Source organism: Larkinella sp. (assembly GCF_965227735.1).
Taxonomy (GTDB): domain Bacteria; phylum Bacteroidota; class Bacteroidia; order Cytophagales; family Spirosomataceae; genus Larkinella.
On record NZ_OZ245776.1, the window covers coordinates 5280135 to 5304379 of the forward strand.

A 24245-nucleotide genomic window follows, 5' to 3' on the forward strand; every position below is an offset into this window, starting at 1 on the left:
GACCTCACAGGTATCGGGTTGATTATTTCTCTTTTATGGAGCCGTAATCAGAACCGGCACTTTCGGGAAGCTGTTTCATGATGCTTTGAACCGTTGTCCGGTAAGCCACATCACGATTGCTTTCCTTTTTGCTCTGGTTTAACTGACCCGAAGCCCAACCCTGCCAGATGATGTCATTCGTGCGGGTATCATATACGTTGACTACGACCCGGTTTTCTTCATATTGACGGGTGTATACATTGTTGAAACCCGGGTTGTACCACATCCAGTAAGGCGACCAGTTGTTGTTGGACTGCACTTGCTGACGGTCTTTCGAGTCGGAGAAAAACCGGATCACGAGGTCGGCTTCTCCACCCACGACCGGTTTGTAACCTTTGGCGCGCATCGTTTTCTCGATCTCGTCGGCAATCCGGCGTTGGTTCAGGTTACTGCCCGCAATCGGGTCAGCATTACGGCGTTGGTCAGCTTCAACCCGGAAGGTGCTGAACTGGCGAACATTGACTTTTGGGTCATAGTCAAATTTGACGTTCACTGATGGCGAACAACTTGCCAACAGACCCAGCATGAACAGACTGGCAATTATGCTCCTGATATTCATCGGTTGATTTGCGTTATTAGGGTTAATGTAATCGACTTCTAAATTTAAGCGAACTACTTGTTAACGCTTATTGATTTCTCATTAGTATTTAGTCCCTTAAATAACTAAATTTCGTAAAATTTAGTTCGCTGAATCAGCCTTGCTTTTTGAGGATATATGTTTAATGTTTTATTTTTTAAGTATCTGATTGGCAGTAAATTATATTTTTCGATAATGCTTATTAGAGCATTAAAAAACCATCCGCCTACTGGAGACGGATGGTTAAAAATAGTTAAATGAAGTCTTACTGATGCGACACCTGAACGTCGAGCAGCAGTTTCACATCGTCGCTAACGACCACGCCACCGGCTTCGGTAACGGCATCCCACGACAAACCGTATTCTTTCCGCTTGATGGTGCCGGTAATTTCGAAACCAGCTTTGGTGTTTCCGTAAAAATCACCCATTTGTCCGCCGTGTTCCGCTTTCAGGGTAATGGATTTTGTGGTTCCCCGGATGGTCAGGTCGCCCGTGATGTCGTACGTATCGTCGCCGGTTTTTGTGACGGCGGTCGATACAAAGGTTAGTTGCGGATGGTTTTCGGCATCGAAAAAGTCGGCTGATTTCAAGTGACCGTCGCGTTGGTCGTTGCCCGTGGTGATGCTATCGATATCGGCCGAGAATGAAACCGACGCGTTTTCAAAATCGTCGCCAACGGTTTCAACTTTTCCATCGAAGGAGTTAAATTTACCGGTTACGTTCGAGACCATCAGGTGACGTACTTTAAACTGGATGACGGAGTGAGATGGATCAATGGTCCATACGATGGTTTCGGGAGCAGCAGTTGCCATGATTGAATTGTATGTTTTGGTTAATAATGTAATGACATTTAATGTTAATACATTTAATCTCGTAAAAATGTTTCAAGATTTCAGATTTTTTTTAAAAAAGAATGATTTCCTGGAAGATCAATCCGTGAAGTGGCTGAAAGGTTTTATATAAATGATTGGTTATCAACCAAATAATAAATCAAGGGCGGCCCCTAGATTATCTTTTCCCTCAAGAATTTCCGGATTATAAAACTCGGTATAACTGCATCTTGTACAGGAGCAGGCTATAAACACATTGTGCTCGATGTCGAAAATACGGGACAGGCCCGTACCGGTAGCCGCAATTCGCTTCATATACACTTCACGGTTTTGGCATTTTGCACAGGAATACCGGTTGGCAATTTCATGTTCGATGGTCACGGAGAATACGGTTTGTGGGGTGAAAAAGTCAAACTCAAAGATAGAGTTTCGAGGAAAACCGTATGGATTTATGGGCAGAAAGGCAATTAGTCGCCGTGAGTGGATTAATAAAGTTACTTTTGCAGAGAAAATGATCCTTTAATTGATTTAAACGAAAGAACCGCATGATTCATTTTTTGGTTTATCAGCCCACCGCTTCAGCGGTAGGTAAAGCGAAAAGTGACCGCATGCTAACAAAACCGTTTTAACGGTTTAATCCTCCAGCAAACCGTTAAAACGGTTCCGTAATCATTCGGTTTCGTTACAATTTACCCACAGCTAAAGCAGTGGGCTGATAAACAATCAGGGCGGTCAATTAAAGGGGCGGATCATTTGGTGAAATCCTTAAAAAAAGAAACCCCCGATGCGAATTCGCAACGGGGGCTCGGTATAGGTATCTTGTTCGTTATTGCTGGGCCAGTGCTTCGGCTCCACCAACGATTTCGAGAATTTCCTTCGTAATGGCTGCCTGACGGGTCCGGTTGTAAACCAGTTTGAGTTCTTTCAACAATTCCCCGGCATTTTCCGTGGCTTTGTCCATCGCCGTCATCCGTGCACCGTGTTCCGAGGCATTGGATTCCAGAACGGCTTTGTACAACTGAATTTTCAGCGTTTTCGGAATCAGTTCCGTGATGATTTCTTCTTCCGAAGGCTCAAACAGATAGTTGACGTTGTTCGCCTTCGTGGCGGAATGCGTTGCTGCCGAAACGATGGGCAGAAACTGCTCAGAGCGGATCACCTGCGTCGCCACGTTTTTGAACTCGTTGAAGACGACGTCCACGCGGTCATACTGACCGGCGGTGAAAGCCGCCATGACCTCTTCGGCCGCTGTCCGGACTTTGGCAAAACTCAGCGACAGAAACGTATCGACAAAATTGGTATTGACTTTATACCCCCGGCGTTGAAAGGCTTCAGCACCTTTTTTACCAATGGCCAGAATTTCAACATTACCCCGGCGGTTTTGCTCGGCGTAGCGTTCATTGATCAGAACCAGCGCTTCCTTAACAACGTTGGTGTTGAAGGCACCCGCCAGACCCCGATCCGAGGTTACCACGATCAGCAACACCCGTTCGATCGGACGAACCTGGTTGTACGGACTTTCGCCCGCCAGTTCGGCTCCAGCCGCAACGGTGCTGAGCATTTCACTCAGTTTTCGGGCATACGGCCGCATCTGGATGATGTTGTCCTGTGCCCGGCGCAGTTTGGCCGCAGCCACCATTTTCATGGCTTTGGTGATCTGCTGCGTCGAGATGATAGAGGTAATCCGGCTTCGTACTTCTTTTAGTGAGGCCATTGTCTTTGGTTGTGGAGAGATGATCGTTGAAAGCCGGAAAATGGGTCAGCCGGGGTCTCCCGGGCGATTATTTCCGCACTCTCAACGATCGGAACTCCTGAGTATCTAAACGTTATGCGTAACGAACTGCTAATTCAGTGGCAACTTTTTTGATGACGCCGATGATGCTGTCGTCCAGTTTCCCGGCGCGGAGCAGATCCAGCGTATCCTGGTGTTGCGTTGTCAATAGCATCGTGAATTCAGATTCAAATTCTTTGACCCGGTTTACCGGCACTTTATCGAGGAAACCGTTGGTCGAGGCCAGGATGATGGCCACCTGATGTTCCACCAAAACCGGCGAGTATTGCGGTTGTTTCAGGATTTCCTGGTTCCGCCGACCCCGTTCGATGGTCAGTTTCGTCGATGCATCAAGGTCAGAACCGAACTTGGCAAAGGCTTCCAGTTCGCGGAACTGCGCCTGATCCAGTTTCAGTGTACCGGCCACTTTCTTCATCGACTTGATCTGGGCATTACCACCCACCCGCGATACCGAGATACCGACGTTGATGGCGGGGCGGATACCGGAGTTGAAGAGGTTGGTTTCCAGGAAGATCTGTCCGTCGGTAATCGAAATTACGTTCGTCGGAATGTAGGCAGAAACGTCACCGGCCTGGGTTTCGATGATCGGCAGAGCCGTCAGCGAACCACCTCCTTTAACCTTGCCCGTCAAAGACGGCGGCAGGTCGTTCATGGTGGCGGCAATAGCGTCGTTATTGATAATCTTGGCGGCCCGTTCCAGCAGACGGCTGTGCAGGTAGAAAACGTCACCCGGATAGGCTTCCCGTCCCGGAGGACGACGCAGCAGCAGCGACACCTCGCGGTAGGCCACGGCTTGTTTCGACAAATCGTCATACACCACCAGGGCCGGACGACCCGTATCCCGGAAGTATTCACCGATGGCAGCACCGGTAAAAGGTGCAAAGAACTGCATCGGCGACGGATCAGCAGCGGGAGCCGCCACGATCACCGTATAGTCCATGGCACCGGCCCGGCGCAGCGTAGCTTCCACCTGCTTAACGGTAGAGGCTTTCTGACCGCAGGCTACGTAGATACAGAATACCGGCTGGCCTTTGTCGTAAAATTCTTTCTGATTGATGATGGTGTCGATGGCCACGGCGGTTTTACCCGTCTGGCGGTCACCAATAATCAACTCGCGCTGTCCCCGACCGATGGGGATCATGGCGTCGATGGATTTAATACCGGTTTGCAGCGGTTCGGTTACGGGCTGGCGGAAGATAACCCCCGGAGCTTTGCGCTCCAGCGGCATAGCAAACGTTTCGCCAACAATGGGACCTAAACCGTCGATGGGAATACCAAGCGTGTTGACAACCCGACCCAGAATCCCTTCGCCAACGTTGACATAGGCAATCTGATTCGTACGCTTCACCGTGGCACCTTCTTTGATTTCGCTGTAGTCACCCAGCAATACGGTTCCGACGTTGTCTTCTTCGAGGTTCAGGGCTAATGCCTGCAATCCGTTTTCAAACACCAGCAATTCACCGGCCTGGACTTTTGACAGTCCGTAAATGCGGGCTACTCCGTCACCAATTTGCAACACCGTACCGATTTCCTCGAGTTCGGCGGTGGTTCTGGAGTTCGATAGCTGTTCCCGGAGAATGGCCGAAACCTCGTCGGGTCTAACTGATACCATATGAGTGGAAGAATCGTTTTATGATGGTTCTAAGAATTCGGGTGCAAAGTTACGTACTAAATTTCACTAAAACAGACGTTATCAAGAAAATTCGTTGGCAAAGTTTATACTTTTCTAAGAATCGGTCGTTCATGATTTAATAAAGTGGACTGAGCCGGTTTTTATCGCATTTTAACCGGAAAGCAGGTGTTGTCAAAAAAAAGTACACGATTTGAGCGCCCCTCGTTGAGAAACTAACATTTGTTTTTTACTTTAGTGAGTTGTGAGTAATTCACCGTCAGGAACCCCTGTCCGGTATCGACCGAATTACCCCATCCTGGTGGTCTCCACTGACCCCTGCCTGTCACCATTCATCAATAATTTGTTTCATTAAATCCCGCTATTGCCAAACTTTTGACCTACATCTTTACGTTTTCAGCTTAAGCACTTTTTGAATACAACTTTTGTATCTTACACATGACGATTAAACAATGGACTTTAGCCGGCCTGCTGTCGGCTGTATTGGTAACGGGTCAGGTAATGGCTCAAACGAAAAAACCGGCCGTTAAGCCCAAACCCAAAGCACCGGCGGCTGCCGCTGTGGGAGCCGCTGCCCCGCTCAAATTAAACAATGCCATCGATTCCGTTAGTTATAGCATTGGCGTCAATGTGGGATTAGGGCTGAAACAGCAGAATCTCGGCAATGCCAACATCAAAGCCATTACCAAAGCGTTGCAGGATGCACTCCAGTCGCAGAACATGCAGATTGCACCGGAACAGGCCAACCAGATTATTGGCGCGTTTTTCCAGAAAGAACGGTCGGCCAAAGCGGATGCCAACAAAAAGATCGGAGAACAGTTTTTAACGGAGAATAAAAAGAAACCGGGTGTGCAGACCACCGCCAGCGGGTTACAATACGAAATCGTCAAGGAGGGAACCGGTCCCAAACCGATGACCACCGACACCGTTAAAGCACATTATACGGGCCGATTGATCGACGGAACGGTTTTTGACAGCTCCGTTGAACGGGGGCAGCCTCTCGAAATACCGGTCAATCAGGTCATTCAGGGGTGGAGCGAAGCCCTTCAGTTGATGCCGGTGGGCTCGAAATGGAAATTGTTTATTCCTTCGTCGCTGGCCTATGGCCCACAGGGAACCGGCCCCCAGATCGGGCCCAACTCGACGCTCGTTTTTGACATTGAATTGCTGGAAATTGTGAAGAAGTGACGAATCAATGAATGGCTGAATGGTTAAAAATTGTTAAATGGTTAAAATTTTCGGTTTATTTTTAACCATTTAACCGTCGAACCATTGTTAACCATTGAGTTAGTTAACAGTAAAGAGTGGTGCTACATTAATCATAAAAGGGGAACATGAGAAAGTATCTCATTACGTTAGTACCGGTGCTGATGCTGAGTCTTCAGCCGGGTCCACAAGCAGGGATGTCAGCCGTACCGCTGCCCCCCCCAAGCGCTGATGATTTAAAACCGTCGGTATCGCAGGAACATGTTGAACAACTGGTCGCGCGTTTGCTGACGACCCACCACTACCGCAAGGTGCGGCTGAACGACTCCCTGTCGTCGGTCGTTTTTGATAATTATCTCAAGGAACTGGACGGAAACAAAGCCTATTTTCTGGCTTCCGACGTCAATTCGTTCGAGAAATACCGCAACAACATTGATGATCAGTTGATCAATGGCGAATTAACGGCCGCCTACGATATCTATAATGTGTTCCGGAAACGCTACCAGGAGCGTAATAAATTTGTTCAGGAGAATTTCGTAAAACCGTTCGATTTCACGGTCGATGAAACCTTCAATACCGATCGCGAAAAAGCCAACTGGCCCAAAAGCATCGAAGAGCAAAACGACCTGTGGCGCAAACTGCTGAAAAACCAGTCGCTGGAACTGAAGCTGACCGGGAAAGCCGATACGTCGGTGGTCAACAGCATGAAGTCGCGGTATAAAAACCTCGATCGCTACATGAGCCGCATCAAGGCCGAAGACGTGTTTCAGATCTACATGAACTCGTTTGCCGAGTCGCTCGATCCGCACACCAACTACATGTCGCCCCGCTCGGCCGACCGTTTCAATCAGGAGATGAGTGCATCGCTGGAAGGCATTGGCGCTCTCCTGCAGGAAGATGGCGATTACATCAAGATTTCGGACATCGTTCCCGGTGGCCCGGCATTCAAAAGCAAACTGTTGACGAAAGGCGACAAGATCGTGGGCGTGGCCCAGGGCGAAGGCCAGGTCGTCAATATCGTCGGTTATCAGGTCGACGACGCCGTCAAACTGATCAAAGGCCCCAAAGGCACGACGGTTCGGCTGCAAATTCAGTCGAATGATGCCATCGCCGGTGCTCCCCCGAAAGAGATTCGGCTGGTGCGGGAAAAAATCAAGCTGGAAGAGCAACGGGCGAAGAAAGAAGTGATCGAGGTCACGCAGAACCAGAAGAAATACAAGCTGGGTGTTATTACCATCCCGGTTTTCTACCGCGATTTTGAAGGTGCCCGCAAACGCGAAGAAGGCTTTGCCAGCACAACCGGCGATGTTCAGAAGTTTTTGAATGAGCTGAAAGCTGAAAAAGTAGACGGCGTTGTGGTGGATTTGCGCGACAATGGCGGAGGCTCGCTGACCGAGGCCATTACCTTGACCGGTTTGTTCATTTCGCGTGGACCGGTGGTGCAGGTGAAAGAAGCACAGGGCGATATTGAAGTACAGACCGATCCCGACCCGTCGATCATCTACGATGGTCCGCTGGCGGTGATGGTAAACCGCTTCAGTGCGTCGGCGTCGGAAATTTTTGCGGCTGCCATTCAGGATTACAAACGCGGGCTGATCGTTGGCAGCCAGACTTACGGGAAAGGCACCGTTCAGACGATGGTGGATTTGAACACCTGGCTGAAAGAATCGGAGAAAGTGGGACAGGTTAAAATGACCATTGCCAAGTTCTACCGCATCAACGGCAGCAGCACCCAGCACAAAGGCGTAACGCCGGACATTGAACTGCCATCGGCGTTCAGCGCGGAAGAATACGGTGAAAGCTCACAACCCAGCGCGTTGCCCTGGGATCAGATTGCTTCGGCCCGTTTTGACGTCACCCGCAGCCTGGACGACAAGATCATTGCCAAAATTCGTGAACGCTACGAACAGCGTTTGAAGTCGGATACGGACATGAAGCAGTTGATGGCTGATTTTGCCGAACTGAAACGCGCCAAAGAGAAAACCGTCGTCTCTCTCCAGGAGTCGAAACGCAAAAAGGAACGCGACGACGCGGAAAAACGCCGGAAGTCGATCAGTGCTTCAGCGGGTGAACCGGTGGCCACCAACGACTCGACTACACCGGCCAAAGATCCGAAAGATGCCAAGGCACCGAAGAAGGATTTGTACCTGGACGAGTGTGGCAAGTTACTGGCCGACTACATTGCCTTTACGAAGAATCCGCAGTAAGGGCGTCTTCTCATTCTAGTAAAAAACCGTATGGATCAACTCCATACGGTTTTTTAATGCTGAAAGACGGCAGACCAGTTGCTATGAACGCCTATGACCCCGGATTGCTCCGGAGCCGTCGGCGTTTTTGGTGGAGGACAGGTAGTGCGTTAGATCAGGCGAATGCGAACCTTGGCCAGGTATTCCTGATTTTCGTTCGAGTTTGGCTCGGTCAAAAATACTTTTTTGCCCATCAACTGCTTAATCAGCGTGGCATTCAGGCCTTTGTTGTCACCGCTGGAGATCCGCAAATCGGCCAGCCGTTGTTCGCCATCGACCCGGAACTTGATGACGACGAAATCTTCGTTATCGAGCTGTTGCAAAATTTCCGGATACAAAACATAGGAGGCAATCTGCTGTTCCAGTGTTTGTTTGAGCGTAATTTTTTTCTGACCCGAAGCCCGTAAAGTGATTGCCAGGGCAAGGCAGAGTGTACTGATTATCAAGACCGTTTTCATTAGTTTGTTGCGACTAGAATTGTATCAATGGTGTGGATATGTCAGATTCGACTTTACAAAGGTATTGTGGCCGGGGTAGCTCTTTTAGCGCACAACTACGCAATTTAAAAATCGCGTAGTTTCCACGTACCCCTCTGCCGGAAGTGCGTAGTTACCCTTTCATCATTCATTGTATACTATTTGATCGATAAATGCGGAAGAAAAGTAGATGTTTTGGTGATTTAGTTTGATATTCTTTGGTATAAGTACGGAAATGGCAATTTTATTTATACCTTGTTGTACGAACGCCATATTCCCTCCTGAATAGAATGTCTACCCGCCGTACTTTTTTCCGCCAACTGGGCGCAGCAGCCGCGACGCCCCTCGTTTTGCCTGATTTTCTGACTGAATCGACCCGCACGGCTTTTCAGCGACTTCAGAAACCGGGAAGCCCGCAGCAGATTGCGCAGGACGAAGACTACTGGTCGTGGATCAAAGCCGAGTATACGGTTTCGCCCAACATTCTGAACCTGAACAATGGCGGGGTCAGTCCGCAGCCGAAAACGGTTCAGGACGCCCACATCCGGTTTTATCAGTATTGCAACGAAGCCCCCAGCTATTACATGTGGCGGATTCTGGATCAGGGCCGGGAGTCGCTGCGGGCCAAACTGGCCGATCTGGCGGGATGCTCACCGGACGAACTAGCCATCAACCGCAATGCGACGGAAGGCCTGAACACCATTATTTTCGGGCTGACGCTGAAACCGGGCGACGAAGTCGTGCTGGCGAAGCAGGATTATCCGAATATGATGAATGCCTGGAAACAGCGGGAAAAACGCGATGGCATCAAACTCGTCTGGCTCGACCTGAAACTGCCTTCCGAAAATGACGATGAACTGGTGAGGCAGTACGCCAGCGCCATTACCAGCAAAACCAAAGTGGTTCATGTCACCCACGTCGTCAATTGGACCGGGCAGATCATGCCGGTTCGGAAGATTGCCGATCTGGCGCACAAGCAGGGCATTGAAGTCATCTGCGACGGCGCCCACAGCTTTGCCCACCTCGACTACAAAATCCCGGAACTGGGTTGCGATTATTACGCGACCAGCCTGCACAAATGGCTCTCTGCGCCCTTCGGCAGCGGCATGATGTATATTCGGAAGGAGAAAATCAAAAACGTCTGGGCGTTGTTGTCCAGTCCTGAGCCCGACGGCCCGGACATCCGGAAATTCGAGTCGCTCGGAACGCGTTCGTTTGCCGCCGAAATGGCCATTGGTACGGCGGTCGATTTTCAACTGGGTATCGGAGCGGCCCGGAAGTTTGCGCGTCTGCATTACCTGAAAAACTATTGGGCCGAGAAAGTAAAAGATATTTCGGGCGTTAAACTATTCACCTCGCTCAAGCCGGAATTTGCCGGTGCCCTGGCCGTTGTAGGCATCAGCGGAATGGCTAGCCCCGAACTGGAGAAACAGCTTCTGGAAACGTATAAAATCCATACGGTACCCATTGTCCTCGGACCCGTCGACGGGGTTCGCGTGACGCCCCACGTCTACACGACGCCCAAAGACCTCGACCGGCTGGTGGTGGCCATTACGGAACTGGCGGGAAAACAAAATCTGGCAACGAAACAAAAGAAGAGTTGATCCTTTATCTTTGCTGGCGGTATTGCTTTGGTGTAACAAGTAACTAAACCGCCATGATGAAGATAGTAAGCACACTGTTCTTTTTGTTTGTACTCACGACGAATGCAACGGCCCAACTGATGGTTAACCGGGTCGATGTCAATAGCCTGGATATTCAGTATTGCCAACTGGTAGGTGAATACCGTAATTGGGGAGGTAAAGCCACCATTTATCTCGACTACGGACAAGACAATTTCCAGCGGGTTGCCTATTGGGAATTACGCCGGATCGATTCGTTGGGGAAATACACCGAGCGTTTCAATACGGTTATGCAGGCTGTCAACTACGTCGAAAAAGCGGGCTGGGAGGTGGTTTCATTCCAGGTAACACACGCTACGAGCGGTTCATACGACCAGTTCATTTACTTAATGCGGAAAAAACAGCGGCCGTAAGCACGTATCCTCCTGACTTTTCCCTCTTCGGCCCATTTTTGCATCCGTTCACCCCAATTCTCCCACGCATTGCCATTCCCGGCCTAGTTTTGTTGAAAAAACAAATCAGTTATGCGGGAATTAGCGGGTATCCGACGTTTTGAGTTGTGGTTCGCCGGGGGAGCGATCTTCATTTACGTCGTCCGAAGACTTTTGGAAGAAGCGAACCGAATTGACTGGATGATTGAGGTGGTTGAACAAAACCGGGTTTCTTCGGCTACCATCTGGCGCGATCTGGCAGGGTATAACCACATCCTCAACAACAATTTTCCGCTAATTGCCGGTGCTACGCTTTTTGGGGCGGCCTGGTATGTTTTCCATTACCTCACCCTCCCGAACTGGAACAGCAAAGAAGATGATGAAAAAATCCGGTTGTATGCCGGTCTGAGTGTTTTGTTGGTTGTGAGCAGCGTGGCTATTTATTACGTTGCCAAACTTCAGGTTCATTACCGGCAGAACGACGCCGGGACCACGATTGGCCTGAAAGTCTATTCGTTATACCGGAAACGGAATGTGCTGGCCGATGCCATCGGAATGGGGATTTTCATCGTTGGGTATGAATTGCTCTGCCAGTTGGGATACTACCTAAATCGAAAAGCCCGCCAGGATTTCCGGTTTATCAGTTATCTGATCTGGGTGCCGTTATACACTTTCCTGACGGTTTTTGTGCTGGGCGGAAACCTGCCCGAAAAACTCTGGCAAAGTCCCGTGTTCGAAATACTGCTTACGCTGGCCATCCCGATTCAGGTGTATATTCTGCAGGCTTATATCTATACGTCACTGCTGCCGTATATCCGAAGCTATCGCACGACCGAGTTTCTGGGTCGTTTGTTGGCCGGTTTGCTGATCTGGTTTCTGCTCAGTGCGATGCTCTGGGGCGCCCGCACCTATTTCAGGTTTCCCAATTCAGGGCTGAACAACACGCTATCGATACTGACGCTTTTTTGCGCGGTTATCATTGCCCTGCTGCGCCGGACCTCGGTCAAAGAGAAGGTCGCACTCCAAACGCAGGTTTCCCACACCTCCGCCGAACTGGCGGGCCTGCAATCCCAGATCAATCCGCATTTTTTGTTCAACGCCCTTAACAGTTTGTATGCCACGGCTTTGAAAGAAAACAGCGAAAAAACCGCCGACGGGATCCAGAAGCTGGGCGACATGATGCGGTTTATGTTGCAGGAGAACAACCGGGATCGGATTTCGCTGGAAAAAGAAGTGGAATATTTGCGTAATTACATCGAACTCCAGCGGATGCGGCTGGACGAATCGCACGGAATCGAAATCAGGGTAACGATTCAGGAACCGGAGCGGGATGTGTCCATTGCGCCGATGATGCTGATTCCGTTCGTTGAAAATGCCTTCAAACACGGGATTAGTCTGCGTAAACCGTCCTGGATTTTTGTTACCTTGACCCTCGATCCCGCAACGATTTACTTTAAAGTCCACAATTCACGCCATCCCGGACTGGTTAATGACCCGGAAAGGGAGCATACCGGCATTGGTCTGGAAAACGTCAGCAAACGGCTGGAGTTGATTTATCCCGGACGGCATACGCTGGCCATTCAGGCGTCGGAGCAGGACTATTTTGTCGCTTTAACGATTCGCTATTGAATGTTAACCGCCATTGCCATCGACGACGAACCGCAGGCTTTAGAAGTCGTCCGGCTACATGCCGCCAAAGTGCCGTTTCTCGATTTAAAAGCGAGTTTTACGGATGCGTTTGAAGCAATTCCGTATCTCCAAAAGAACAAAATCGACCTGATCTTTCTGGATATAAAAATGCCCGATATTTCGGGGATCGAGTTTGTTCGCTGCCTGCAAACCGTGCCGATGGTGGTTTTTACAACGGCTTATTCCGACTACGCCGTTCAGGGGTTTGAACTGGATGCGATCGACTATCTGCTGAAACCGTTTCCGTTGGCCCGTTTTCTGAAAGCGTGTAACAAAGCGCTGGATTACAAGAATTTGCGGGATAGCGAGGTCGAAGCGTTTATTTTTGTCAAAACCGGCTACGAGGAAGAAAAGGTCTGGCTGGATGATATTTTATACCTGGAATCCGACGGGAATTATGTCACGTTCGTCCTGAAAAACCGCAAGGTCCTGAGTCGGCAGACTTTGTCGGATATTCCCCGAATTTTGCCGGAAAGTCAATTTGTTCGCGTACACCGATCCTACAGTGTTTCGCTCCGGAAAATCGAGAAAATTGCCAGGAACGAAATCACCATCGCCGGTTTTAAAATTCCCGTTGGTGCTTCGTATGAAGATAAACTAACCGAAATTAAAGCCCGGCTTTTGAAATAGAATCACTCATTCCTTCCAGTCAAACCGGATCACCTGCTCCAGATCCGGGTGCAGGCTGAGGGCTACGGGGCAGGTGTGGGCGGTATGCTCCATTTTGGCCCGAAATGCTTCCGTATGCGCTTCCGACGGTGGCATCATGATGTCGACTTCAATGCGGACAATCCGCCGGGGGGCGTCTTTTGACATCACTTTCGTAATCGACAATTCGCCGTTGGTCAGTTCGATGCCGTCGCGCCGGGCCACAATTCCCATCGTGGTGATGATGCAACTTCCCAGTGAGGTTGCCGTCAGATCGGTCGGTGAAAAGGCCTCGCCTTTGCCGGTATTGTCGGTGGGGGCGTCGGTCAGAATTCGGGTGCCGGACTGGAGGTGAACCGCTTCCGTCCGCAAGTCTCCTAAGTAGGTTGTTTGTACCGTGGGCATAATCCAAAAACTAAAATCCTGTTTGTGTACAACTATAAATGCGAATCAAGAGTTGAATTAGACTAAAATGGACAAACGCAGTCTGAGATGTAAGTTTGTAGAATGCTACAACTACAACTTATTGCTCTCTACGACTACGTTTGCCGGTGCTATGATAGGCACTTGTGCTTACATTTCCAACGGCAAAGTAATAATCGACAACCCGATTTTACTGACCAGGAACTGATAACGATTTATCTGTTTGGGCTGCTTAAACAACGCTACACCATGCGACAGAGTTATGATTACATCGTGGATCACTGGCTGGATTGGTTTCCTAAACTACCCTCTTATCAAGCCTTCAACTACCGACTCAATCAAGTGAGCTGGCAATTCGAGGTATTGATCGATGAGCTAGTTCATCAGTTGCAGACCCGACCTTGTCATCACCACATTAGCCTGGTCGATTCCCTGCCGATCATTGTCTCCAAACGGCCTTATCAAGCTAAAGTAGCTCGGGACTGGGCCGATAAAGGATTCTGCGCGACTAAAAAGCTGTACTACCACGGCCTTAAACTGCACTTTGTGGGCTTTGATCGCCGGGAGACGATTCCTTTGCCGGAGCATTTTTACTTTACTCCCGCATCGGCCAATGACCTGACGGTTCTCAAACAGACCACGTTGCCCTATGTAGAGCAACGGATCCTGGTCGGAGACAAAATCTATGCTTCGGCCCCTTTGCAAGCGCAGCTTTGTCAGCAGCAGGTCGAAATGGTGACGCCCATTAAACTTAAAAAGGGTCAAAAACGGCTGGATGCCGCCGACCAGCTTTATTCGAGTTATGTCAGTTCGATCCGTCAGCCGGTGGAATCGTTCTTTAATTGGCTAATTGAAAAAACTCACATCCAAACGGCTTCCAAAGTTCGTTCTCAGAAAGGGTTGCTACTGCACTGTCTGGGTAGGCTGGCCGCAGGGCTGTACATGATGGCTTTCATCTCTTGATTCGCATTATAAATTGAAAAATATAAATTACTTCACGCAACCATCCAATGACTCAGACCGTTACTCAATAGAACGAGGGAGTTACAAGAGACGCGCAGTTTGATGTCGGCGATAATTTCGTAGTGTCAAAGTAAACTGTTATTTTTATCCTTACAAAAGTTTTCCATTACGACCGTGTCACGAGTTTTACCGATAGTGTCCATCTTAGGCCTGTTGCTAAGCGTTTGCCGCGCGCAGGCTCAGACTGCCGATACCGACGAGGATAAGTATACGACCGTTACCACCTACGGTGTAACGACCAATACGAACTCCGGCATTTTAGGCGGTTTTGTTTTCCGGCATTCCAAAGCGTTGCCGAACCTGTTTCAGGGAAAACGGCAGTTTCGGTATATGGCCCTGGAAATTGTCAATGTGAAGCATCCGAAAGAAGTGCAGTCGCAGACGCCGTATTCGGGAGCGCGGTATGTATATAACAAGCAAAACTACCTGTTCGTCGTTCGGCCGCAGTATGGTCGCGAAATATCGCTCTTCACCCGGACTGCCGACGAAGGCATTGCGATCAACGGCATTATTGCCGTTGGGCCTTCCATTGGCGTCATCAAGCCCTATTACGTGCAGTATACGACCCGTCCGGGGCAGGTCGATACCCGTCCGTTCGACCCCAGTTTGCAACCCGAGCTGATCGTCGGTGCCGGGAGCTTTTTTCAGGGATTTGACAAGTCGAAACTAACCCTGGGTCTGAATTTCAAAGCCGCCGTAGCTTTTGAACTGAGTGCATTTCGGAACAACATGACGGGGCTGGAAATTGGTTTTCTGGCTGAGGCATTCCCCAAAGAAGTGGTGATTATGAATGCTACCAACAACCGCAGCGTGTATACTTCCGGCTTTGTAACGCTGTTTTTTGGGAACAAGAAATAGAATTTACAGAATATCGAATGTAAAATGAGTAACGCCAAATGTAAAAGTGCTCCGGTAGCATTTACTTTTACATTTGGCGTTACTCATTTTACATTCGATATTCTATTTTGAGAGCACTGTTCGGGAAATCTTAAAATCATTCAGTTATCTTCTGGCCTTCGTTCTTTCCTCCTTTTTTCCGAACTTTACTGCCCGAAAATTCCTTGTGTAACAAACAGGATTGAGGTTTGCCATGATTGAACTTCCCGTAATTCCCTCCGAAACACAACGTAAGAAACGCCCCGACTGGCTGCGGGTAAAACTGCCCATTGGTCCGGAATATGCGAAAGTCCGCAAATTAGTCGATACGTATAAACTGCATACCATTTGTGAAAGTGGCAATTGTCCGAACATGGGCGAGTGTTGGGGAGCCGGCACGGCCACGTTCATGATTCTGGGCAACGTCTGCACGCGGAGCTGTACGTTCTGCGCCGTCGCAACGGGCCGCCCGAACGAATACGATACCGACGAACCCCGCCGGGTGGCTGAGGCCATTCTGCTGATGAAAGTCAAACACGCCGTTCTGACGTCAGTGAACCGCGACGAACTGAAAGACCGGGGTGCCGAAATCTGGTACCAGACCGTGCGGGCTGTGAAAGACGTGTCACCCACCACCACCATCGAAACGCTTATTCCCGATACCAAGGGCAACTGGGATGCGCTGATCCGAATGATTGAAGCCGGGCAGGAAGTGGTGTCGCACAACATGGAAACCGTTGAGCGGCTGTATCGTCGCGTGCGGCCGCAGGCCCGGTATGAACGCAGCCTGGAACAAATCCGCCGGACGAAAGACTTTGGTCAGCGGACCAAATCGGGCATTATGCTGGGGCTGGGCGAAACCGTCGACGAAGTGCTGAAGGCGATGGATGATCTGGTGGAACACGGTCTGGACATTCTGACGCTGGGCCAGTATCTGCAACCCACCAAAATGCACCACGAAGTGATTGAGTGGATTCACCCCGATACGTTTGCGATGTATAAGGAGGAAGGCCTGAAACGCGGGCTGAAATACGTCGAATCCGGGCCGCTGGTCCGTTCGTCCTACCATGCCGAGCGGCATGTGAACGTCTAATTCCGTAGAATCGGATTCAAAAGAAGGGGAGGAGTGGAGAATAGGTTTTTAGACCTTTTTCCGCTTCTCCCTTTTTCCTTTCCTCCTTTTTTCCTTTCTTGTTATGAATGAAAAAATACGACTTCATCATCGCGGGGGGCGGAATGGCCGGGTTAAGCCTGGCGTATTACCTGAGCCTGTCGTCCCTGCGCGACCGTTCCATTCTGATTCTCGACAAAGAAACCAAAAGCCGGAACGACCGGACGTGGTGTTTCTGGGAAGACCAGGAGGGGCCGTTTGAGTCGATTTTATTTCGAAAATGGGACACCGTCGAGTTTGTCGGGACCACCTTCAACGGGATGCTCGACATGGGAGCTTACCAGTATAAAATGCTGCGCGGCATTGATTTCTACACGTTTATGAAGAATCACCTCGCGCAATTTCCCTCCATCGAGTTTCGGCAGGTGACCGTCAACCGCGTTAAGGACACGCCCCAGGGCGGTTTTGTGATCGCCGACGACGAACCCTACATTGCCGACTACGTGTTCGACAGCACCCACTTGCTGAAACTGAACCGCTCCGAAAATCACAACCTGTGGCAACATTTCAAAGGCTGGACGATTACCGCCGAAAAACCGTGTTTCGATGTCGATAAGCCCTGCATGATGGATTTTCGGGTAGATCAGCAAGGCGATTGCCGGTTTTTGTACGTGTTGCCCTTCGATGACCGGACGGCTTTGGTCGAATACACGATTTTCAACGACAAGCTGTTGTCGGATGAACAGTACGAAAATGCCCTTCTCGGTTACATCGACCAGTTTATCGATACGGGAAGCTATGTGGTTCAGGAAACGGAATTTGGCATCATCCCGATGTCCGACGAGCCGACTACCGAACGCCCGGGCAAGCACGTCATCCGGATCGGTACGGCTGGTGGCTACACAAAACCCTCGACGGGGTATACTTTTCAGCGAACGCAGCGGTATTTGCGCGAAATCGTTCAGAACCTGGCGGCAAACGGCAAACCTAAACGCCGTAAGCCGTGGCTACGGCGTGTTTTCAAGCGGTTTCTGGACAGTGTGCTGCTGAACGTGCTGCAGTACCACCGTCATCCGGCCGACGATGTGTTCACCCGCCTGTACCAGCGCAACCCGCCCGCGCAGATTTTCCGGTTTCTGGACGAAGACACGACCTTTGCCGAAGACCTCAGAATCATGACGACCGTCCCGTTGGGAGCCTTCACGCTGGCAGCCTTCGATGTAATTCGCAAGCGCGTTTTCCGGGTTTGATAATGTTAATACTTCCCGTTTTGGTAAAGTACAGTGCCGTTTTGCCCCGTAAGGGGCAGCACAGCGCAGCGTCGGTAGCTACGGCAGTTCCCGCCCTCTCCCGTGTGCCGTTAGGTACACAACCGGCTGTTTGATGGGCATCGTTGCGTACCTGATGGCACGCTGGAGCGTTGGGAAATCGACATAGCTACCGACGCTACGCTGTTAGATCCCTAATGGGATCAATGGCGTTGTTAGGGATGAGAAGCAGTCCAGATTATCGCGGGTACTTCAATACCATTGTCTCTTCAGGATCAAACCGTAAAACCGGCTTTTACTTCTACACCTGAGCCGGTAAGGCACATAATCCCAAATGAACGGGTAATCCTGCCAACGATCTTCCCGGAAAACGGATAAAAGGCGCTGATTGTACCAGAACAGATGAGTAGTATTTTACTAAAAATTCTTTATTATGTAATAATGACAAAAAGCGTCTCATGGTTAAGTGCGTCTATTACTTCTATCTGATCGGTGCCGGGCTTCTGGGTCTGTTGGGTTTCATCACGACCCGGGAAGACGCTCCGTCGCCGGTTCGAACGCCCGCCGAAGAGCTGGCGACCTTTCAGATTGAGCCGGGGTTAAAAGTTCAACTGGTCGCGTCGGAGCCGATGGTTCAGGACCCGGTTGTGATTACGTTTGATGAAGACGGTCGGCTCTGGGTGGTCGAAATGCGGGGATTCATGCCCAACATGGACGGTACCGGTGAAGAAAAACCGGTGGGTCGGATTTCGGTACTGGAAGATACGAACGGCGACGGGCAGATGGACGTCAGCAAAGTCTACCTCGACAGTCTGGTGATGCCCCGGGCGCTGGCACTGGTTCCGGGAGGGGCTTTGGTGGTTGAAAGTGGCGCTCTGTGGATGACCAAAGACATCAATGGCGACCTGAAAGCCGATACCAAAACCCTGATCGACCCGACCTATGCCGCCAACGGTTTGCCCGAACACGCCGGAAATGGCCTCTGGCGCAGCATGGACAACTGGTATTACAACGCCAAATCGCGCCTTCGCTACCGGCTGAACGACGGAAAATGGCAGCGCGACAGCACTGAATTTCGGGGGCAGTGGGGCATTAGCCACGACGATGAAGGCCGACTCTATTACAACTACAACTGGTCGCAGCTCCACGCCGATCTGGTGCCGCCGAATTACCTTTCCCGCAACAAAAATCATACGCCAACCACCGGCATCGACCACGGCCTGACCATCGACCGCCGGGTTTATCCGATCCGGCCGACACCGGCGGTGAACCGGGGCTACATTCCCGGAACCTTGAACAAAGAAGGTCGACTGCTGGAATTTACGGCGGCCTGTTCACCCCTGGTCTACCGGGGAACGGCCCTGCCAGCCGCTTATTACGGCAATGTTTTTGTCTGCGAACCTGCTGGTAACCTGGTCAAACGCAATGTCGCTGAAGACAGTGGGCTGCTGATAACGGCGCAGGACCCCAATCCGGGCCGGGAGTTTCTGGCTTCGACCGACGAACGGTTTCGGCCGGTTCATCAGGCAACGGGTCCAGACGGTGCGCTTTACGTGGCGGATATGTATCGGGGGCTGGTGCAGCACAAAGCCTATGTAACTCCCTATTTGCGGGAACAAACCATCAGCCGCGGGCTGGTCATGCCGATTAACCGGGGGCGGATCTGGCGGATTGTACCGGAAAACTGGAAACCGGCCAAACCCGCTAAACTCTCAAAGGCAGCGTCCAAAGACCTGATTCGGGAACTGTCGAGCCCCGATGGCTGGCACCGGGATATGGCGCAGCGGTTGCTCGTGGAGCGCAATGCCAAAACCGTGCGGCAGCCACTCACCGAACTGGCACTAAAAGGCAAAAGCCAACTGGGGCGGTTTCATGCGTTATGGACGCTGGACGGCCTGAAACTGAGCAGCCCGGAGCTGCTTTTGGGTCTGCTGGCCGACCCCAACACGCTGGTCAAAACCACGGCGCTGCGGTTGCTGGAACCAATGGCCCAAACGAACCCGGCGGTTCGGGCGAAACTGGAACAACAACTACTGAGAGCCTGGGAAAAAGCCCCCATCGAGCAGGTGCTTCAAATGACCTTTACGGCGGGCGTTCTCTCACCAAACGCATCCCATCAATTGCTGGGCGGGATTGTAAACCGGTATGGCCAGACCGCCCTGATTCGGGATGCTGCCCTCAGCAGTCTTCAGAATCAGGAGTTTGCGTTTTTGCAGAGCCTGATGAAATCGCCCCAGTGGCAGGCGCATGAACCCGCGAAGGAGATTTTTGTGGAAATGCTAACCACATCGATTGTTCGAAAACGGAACCCGACCGAACTCGCCGATCTGCTGAACCAACTGGACAAAGAATCGCTGGGATGGCAGGAAAAAGCGGTTCTCACCAGCCTGTCGATTCAGGGCAATACCACCAAAAAACCGATCCGGCTTGAAACCGCGCCCACACTGCTGACCCATTCCAACACGAAAATCGAGCCATTCCGTCTGGACGGGTTGAACCTGCTTTTTGAATGGCCCGGACACACCGCCGTCAAAAGCAGCGTAGTCAAAAAGAACCCCTTGAGCGACGAGGAGCAGAAATTGTTTGCGTCGGGACGACAACTGTATCTGAGCACCTGCTCGGGTTGTCACGGCACGGATGGGGCTGGCCTGAACCGGTTCGGCCCTCCGCTCGTGGGCTCGGATTGGGTGCTGGGCGATGAAAAACGCCTGGCATTAATTCTGTTGCACGGCATGGAAGGGCCGGTGGAAGTGGGTAAAAAGGTGTATAACGCGCCGGAGATTCTGCCGGTGATGCCCGCCCACTCCACGATGGATGATGCCTCGATCACGTCCATTTTGATGTACATCCGCAACGAATGGGGAAACAACGCCGGGCCAATTGGCCGGAGAACCGTCGGGATGACCCGGATCACGTCGCAGGGACGCGTTATGCCGTGGACCGCCAAAGAGTTGAACAGCTATATGCTGGAAGCCAAAGCCGCCGACGGGAAGTAAATCCGACCGGAAGTGAGACCGAATACAGACTATTCCAAACCCGCAATCCGCATGGACAGACGTGACTTTATACAAAAGGCGACCCTGGGTGCCCTGGCGCTCTCGTTGCCTAAAATTCCCGCTTTTCTGAAAAACGTGCCGATGGGCGTAGTGGTGCATTCCTACGGAAGTCGCTGGAATTCGAAGGTTGAAAGCAAAAAATACCCCGGTTTTACGAATGCGATTGAATTGATCGACCACTGCAAGGAAATCGGCGCGGGCGGGGTTCAGACGGTAGTCAAAGACTGGTCGGCCGACTTTGCTAAAAAAGTGCGTTCGGAACGGGAGAAAACGGGCCTGTATCTGGAAGGCTCTATCGGGCTACCCAAAAAAGCGGAACAGGTAGCGGCTTTTGAGCAGGAGGTAATCAACGCGAAAGAAGCGGGCGCGACGGTTTTGCGGACGGTTTGTTCGAGCGGTCGGCGGTATGAAACCTACCATTCCAACGAAGACTGGCAGGCGGTGAAGAAAAATGCGCTGGTTTCGCTGCAACTGTCGGAACCCGTTCTGCGCAAACACAAAGTCAAACTGGCGGTCGAAAACCACAAAGACTGGCGGGCCGACGAACTGGTGGGGATTTTGAAACAGATTGACAGTGAGTGGGTTGGGGTGACGCTGGACTTTGGCAACAGCATTGCCCTGCTGGAAGAACCGATGACCGTGGTGCAAACGCTGGCTCCGTATGTGTTTACAACCCACGTCAAGGACATGGGCGTGGCCGAATACGCGGACGGTTTTCTGTTGTCGGAAGTGCCGCTCGGTAGCGGCATCCTGGATCTGCAAAAAATGGTGGCCATCTGTAAAAAACACAACCCGGCGGTTACCTTCAACCTGGAAATGATCACCCGCGATCCGCTGGAAATACCGTGTCGAAAAGAAGCGTATTGGGAAACCTTTGCAGGCATACCCCGAACGGATATGGACCGGACGCTGCGCATGGTCAAACAGCATACCTACAAACCGACGCTGCCGAAGGTCTCCCAACTTTCTGCCGAAGAACGACTGGCGGTTGAGGAGAAAAACATCGTCTCCTGCCTTTCCTACAGTAGCAACAAGCTGGGGCTTAAATAGAGTTTACGGATGACAAGCAAAGAAACACTACCTGGAATTAAGCAGTTCGATTTGAGCGGAAAAGCCGCCATCATTACCGGAGGCTCCAAAGGGCTGGGATTCGCGATGGCGGCCGGGCTCGCGTCGGCGGGGGCGAACGTAATGCTGGTGAACCGGAACGCGGAGGAAGGGGCCAGAGCCGCCGAAGAACTGAGTCAGGATTTTGGGATAAAAGCCCTTGCATTCAGCGCTGATATTACGAGTCAGGAACAAACCGAAGCGATGGCCCAGGCCGCCATCGACGCCTTTGGCCGGATCGATATTTTGATCAACAGCGCCGGAATCAACATCCGCGGCCCCATCGATGAGGTGACACTGGAGGATTTCAACAAGGTCATGACGGCGAATGTCACCGGCACCTGGCTCTGCTGCCGGGCCGTGACGCCCTATATGAAAAAAGCCGGGCGGGGCAGCATCATCAACCTGGCGAGTACGCTGGGCGTGGTGGGTCTGGCCAACCGGACCCCGTATACATCGAGCAAAGGGGCCGTGGTGCAGATGACCCGCGCGCTCGCCTTGGAACTGGCGTCGCATAGCATCACCGTCAATGCCATTTGCCCCGGACCGTTTCTGACCGATATGAATGTGCCGATTGCCGACACGGAAGAAGGCAAAAAGTTCGTCGTGGGTGCCACGGCACTGGGTCGCTGGGGGCACCTGCGCGAAATTCAGGGAGCCGCGATTTTCCTCGCCAGCGATGCCGCCACCTACATGGTCGGCTCCCTGCTCACCGTCGATGGCGGCTGGACGGCGAAATAGTTTAACGGTATACGGTTTTCGGTATACCAAAAACCGTATACCGAAAACGGAAAACCCCTAAACCCAAAACCGTAAATGGAACAAGTCATTGGCAAGGCCCCCAAAACCCGGGTACGATACGGGATGCTGGCACTTGTATTCATCAATGTCGTTATCAACTACTTAGACCGCAGTAATCTCTCGGTGGCTGCGGCTTCGCTGAGCAAAGACCTGGCCTTGTCGCCGGTCGAAATGGGGTACATTTTTTCGGCTTTCGGCTGGACCTACGCGGTTTTGCAAATTCCCGGTGGGCTGGTCGCTGACCGCTTCGGCCCCCGGATCCTGTATGCATTCTGTCTCATTACCTGGTCGATCTCCACGGTGTTTCAGGGATTTGCGAGGGGCTTTGCCAGCCTGTTTGCGTTGCGACTGGCCACCGGGGCTTTCGAAGCACCGTCGTATCCGATCAACAACCGGATCGTAACCAGTTGGTTTCCTGACAACGAGCGGGCGGCTGCGACGGCCATGTACGTTTCGGGCCAGTTCATCGGGCTGGCGTTTCTGACGCCGGTTTTGGTAACGATTCAGTATTACGCGGGCTGGAAAGGCTTGTTTATCATCACCGGTTTGGTCGGTTTGGTCTGGGGTGTTGTCTGGTATCTTTTCTACCGCGATCCACTGGATCATAAGGGCGTCAACGAGGCTGAACTGGCCTATATCGAAGAGGGGGGCGGTTTGTTCCGGGGAAAAAAAACGGGAACGAAGCACACCAGCGTGTGGAGTTGGGAAAATATTAAACTGGTGTTCCGGGGCCGCACCTTGTGGGGCGTCTACATCGCCCAGTTTGCCGTGAACGCAACGCTCTGGTTTTTTCTGACCTGGTTTCCCACCTATCTGGTGAAATACCGGGGCCTGGATTTTATCAAATCCGGCTACCTGGCTTCCATCCCATTTCTGGCGGCCTGTGCGGGAGTGCTTTTGTCCGGCTTCCTGTCCGATAATCTGGTCAAAAAAGGCTGGTCGGTGAGCGCGGCTCGCAAAACGCCGATCATCGTCGGGCTCATTTTATCGACCAGCATTGTGGGGGCCAACTACAGCACCGACACGGCCTACATCATTTTCTTCATGGCCTTCTCGTTTTTCGGGGCCGGTATGGCGCTGATTTCCTGGGTTTTCGTCTCCTTGTTGTCACCGAAACACCTGATTGGGTTAACGGGTGGCGTCTTCAATTTTATGGGCAATCTGGCGTCGATCATCGTTCCGATTGTCATCGGCTATCTGGCCAAAGACGGCGATTTCAAACCGGCTCTGGTTTTCATCGGTGCCCTGGGCCTGATCGGTGCCTGTTCGTATATTTTTCTGGTGGGGAAAATTGAGCGGAGAGGGTAATTTAAAGAGGAATAATAAATGTAAAATGATGAATATTAAATGTAAAAGTGACAAGGTGCTATTTACCTTTTACATTTATCATTCCTA

Annotated in this window: 21 protein-coding genes; 14 read left to right on the forward strand and 7 right to left on the reverse strand. The window is 51.3% G+C overall.

Features of this window, described 5'->3' with window-relative positions:
• Positions 1-22: 22 nt before the first annotated feature.
• From ACO064_RS20620 to atpA, 5 genes are all read right to left on the reverse strand, one after another.
• Entirely contained in the window at positions 23-598 is a 576-nt protein-coding gene (locus ACO064_RS20620) for a DUF4136 domain-containing protein (protein WP_138989898.1), read from the reverse strand.
• A gap of 283 nt (positions 599-881) precedes the next feature.
• Positions 882-1427 (reverse strand): YceI family protein, encoded by a 546-nt coding sequence (locus ACO064_RS20625; protein ID WP_421829114.1) that lies wholly within the window; start codon positions 1425-1427, stop codon positions 882-884.
• A gap of 162 nt (positions 1428-1589) precedes the next feature.
• Entirely contained in the window at positions 1590-1826 is a 237-nt protein-coding gene (locus tag ACO064_RS20630; RefSeq protein WP_421829115.1) for a zinc ribbon domain-containing protein, read from the reverse strand.
• Positions 1827-2271: 445 nt separating this feature from the next.
• Positions 2272-3159: an ATP synthase F1 subunit gamma gene (atpG, locus tag ACO064_RS20635; protein WP_421829116.1), complete on the reverse strand. Its 888-nt coding sequence runs from the start codon at positions 3157-3159 to the stop codon at positions 2272-2274.
• Positions 3160-3271: 112 nt separating this feature from the next.
• Positions 3272-4849, reverse strand: a complete 1578-nt coding sequence (atpA, locus tag ACO064_RS20640; RefSeq protein ID WP_421829117.1) for a F0F1 ATP synthase subunit alpha — start codon at positions 4847-4849, stop codon at positions 3272-3274.
• A 456-nt stretch (positions 4850-5305) separates the two neighbouring features.
• On the opposite strand from atpA, the gene ACO064_RS20645 reads away from it, so the two are divergent.
• A complete protein-coding gene (locus ACO064_RS20645) occupies positions 5306-6055 on the forward strand; it encodes an FKBP-type peptidyl-prolyl cis-trans isomerase (protein ID WP_421829119.1) in 750 nt (249 codons plus the stop codon).
• Positions 6056-6201: 146 nt separating this feature from the next.
• Positions 6202-8280, forward strand: a complete 2079-nt coding sequence (locus ACO064_RS20650; RefSeq protein ID WP_421829121.1) for a carboxy terminal-processing peptidase — start codon at positions 6202-6204, stop codon at positions 8278-8280.
• A 149-nt stretch (positions 8281-8429) separates the two neighbouring features.
• Here ACO064_RS20650 and ACO064_RS20655 read toward each other — a convergent pair whose 3' ends face one another.
• A complete protein-coding gene (locus tag ACO064_RS20655) occupies positions 8430-8777 on the reverse strand; it encodes a hypothetical protein (RefSeq protein ID WP_421829123.1) in 348 nt (115 codons plus the stop codon).
• A gap of 308 nt (positions 8778-9085) precedes the next feature.
• On the opposite strand from ACO064_RS20655, the gene ACO064_RS20660 reads away from it, so the two are divergent.
• The 4 genes from ACO064_RS20660 to ACO064_RS20675 all read left to right on the forward strand — a co-directional run bounded on the left by ACO064_RS20660 (position 9086) and on the right by ACO064_RS20675 (position 13167).
• Positions 9086-10399, forward strand: a complete 1314-nt coding sequence (locus ACO064_RS20660) for an aminotransferase class V-fold PLP-dependent enzyme (RefSeq protein WP_421829124.1) — start codon at positions 9086-9088, stop codon at positions 10397-10399.
• A 53-nt stretch (positions 10400-10452) separates the two neighbouring features.
• Positions 10453-10830, forward strand: a complete 378-nt coding sequence (locus ACO064_RS20665) for a hypothetical protein (RefSeq protein WP_421829125.1) — start codon at positions 10453-10455, stop codon at positions 10828-10830.
• A gap of 111 nt (positions 10831-10941) precedes the next feature.
• A complete protein-coding gene (locus ACO064_RS20670) occupies positions 10942-12477 on the forward strand; it encodes a sensor histidine kinase (protein WP_421829127.1) in 1536 nt (511 codons plus the stop codon).
• Complete coding sequence (locus tag ACO064_RS20675; protein ID WP_421829128.1) at positions 12478-13167, forward strand: LytR/AlgR family response regulator transcription factor; 690 nt, start codon at positions 12478-12480, stop codon at positions 13165-13167.
• A gap of 6 nt (positions 13168-13173) precedes the next feature.
• Here ACO064_RS20675 and ACO064_RS20680 read toward each other — a convergent pair whose 3' ends face one another.
• Complete coding sequence (locus ACO064_RS20680) at positions 13174-13590, reverse strand: OsmC family protein (protein ID WP_150876326.1); 417 nt, start codon at positions 13588-13590, stop codon at positions 13174-13176.
• Positions 13591-13692: 102 nt separating this feature from the next.
• On the opposite strand from ACO064_RS20680, the gene ACO064_RS20685 reads away from it, so the two are divergent.
• The 8 genes from ACO064_RS20685 (at position 13693) to ACO064_RS20720 (ending at position 24158) form a co-directional block, all read left to right on the forward strand.
• The gene (locus ACO064_RS20685) at positions 13693-14571 is read left to right on the forward strand and encodes an IS982 family transposase (protein WP_421826662.1); all 879 of its coding nucleotides are present in this window, start codon (positions 13693-13695) and stop codon (positions 14569-14571) included.
• A gap of 195 nt (positions 14572-14766) precedes the next feature.
• On the forward strand, positions 14767-15489 hold the full coding sequence (locus tag ACO064_RS20690) for a hypothetical protein (RefSeq protein WP_421829129.1): 723 nt from the start codon (positions 14767-14769) through the stop codon (positions 15487-15489).
• A gap of 232 nt (positions 15490-15721) precedes the next feature.
• A complete protein-coding gene (lipA, locus tag ACO064_RS20695; RefSeq protein ID WP_421829130.1) occupies positions 15722-16600 on the forward strand; it encodes a lipoyl synthase in 879 nt (292 codons plus the stop codon).
• 107 nt (positions 16601-16707) lie between these two features.
• Positions 16708-17868 carry a lycopene cyclase family protein gene (locus ACO064_RS20700; RefSeq protein WP_421829132.1) on the forward strand — a complete coding sequence of 387 codons (1161 nt, stop codon included), beginning with the start codon at positions 16708-16710 and terminating at the stop codon, positions 17866-17868.
• A gap of 476 nt (positions 17869-18344) precedes the next feature.
• On the forward strand, positions 18345-20882 hold the full coding sequence (locus ACO064_RS20705) for a DUF7133 domain-containing protein (RefSeq protein ID WP_421829133.1): 2538 nt from the start codon (positions 18345-18347) through the stop codon (positions 20880-20882).
• A gap of 51 nt (positions 20883-20933) precedes the next feature.
• The gene (locus tag ACO064_RS20710) at positions 20934-21992 is read left to right on the forward strand and encodes a sugar phosphate isomerase/epimerase family protein (RefSeq protein ID WP_421829134.1); all 1059 of its coding nucleotides are present in this window, start codon (positions 20934-20936) and stop codon (positions 21990-21992) included.
• A 9-nt stretch (positions 21993-22001) separates the two neighbouring features.
• Positions 22002-22790: an SDR family NAD(P)-dependent oxidoreductase gene (locus ACO064_RS20715; protein WP_421829136.1), complete on the forward strand. Its 789-nt coding sequence runs from the start codon at positions 22002-22004 to the stop codon at positions 22788-22790.
• A 75-nt stretch (positions 22791-22865) separates the two neighbouring features.
• Positions 22866-24158, forward strand: a complete 1293-nt coding sequence (locus tag ACO064_RS20720) for an MFS transporter (RefSeq protein WP_421829137.1) — start codon at positions 22866-22868, stop codon at positions 24156-24158.
• Positions 24159-24245: the final 87 nt, after the last annotated feature.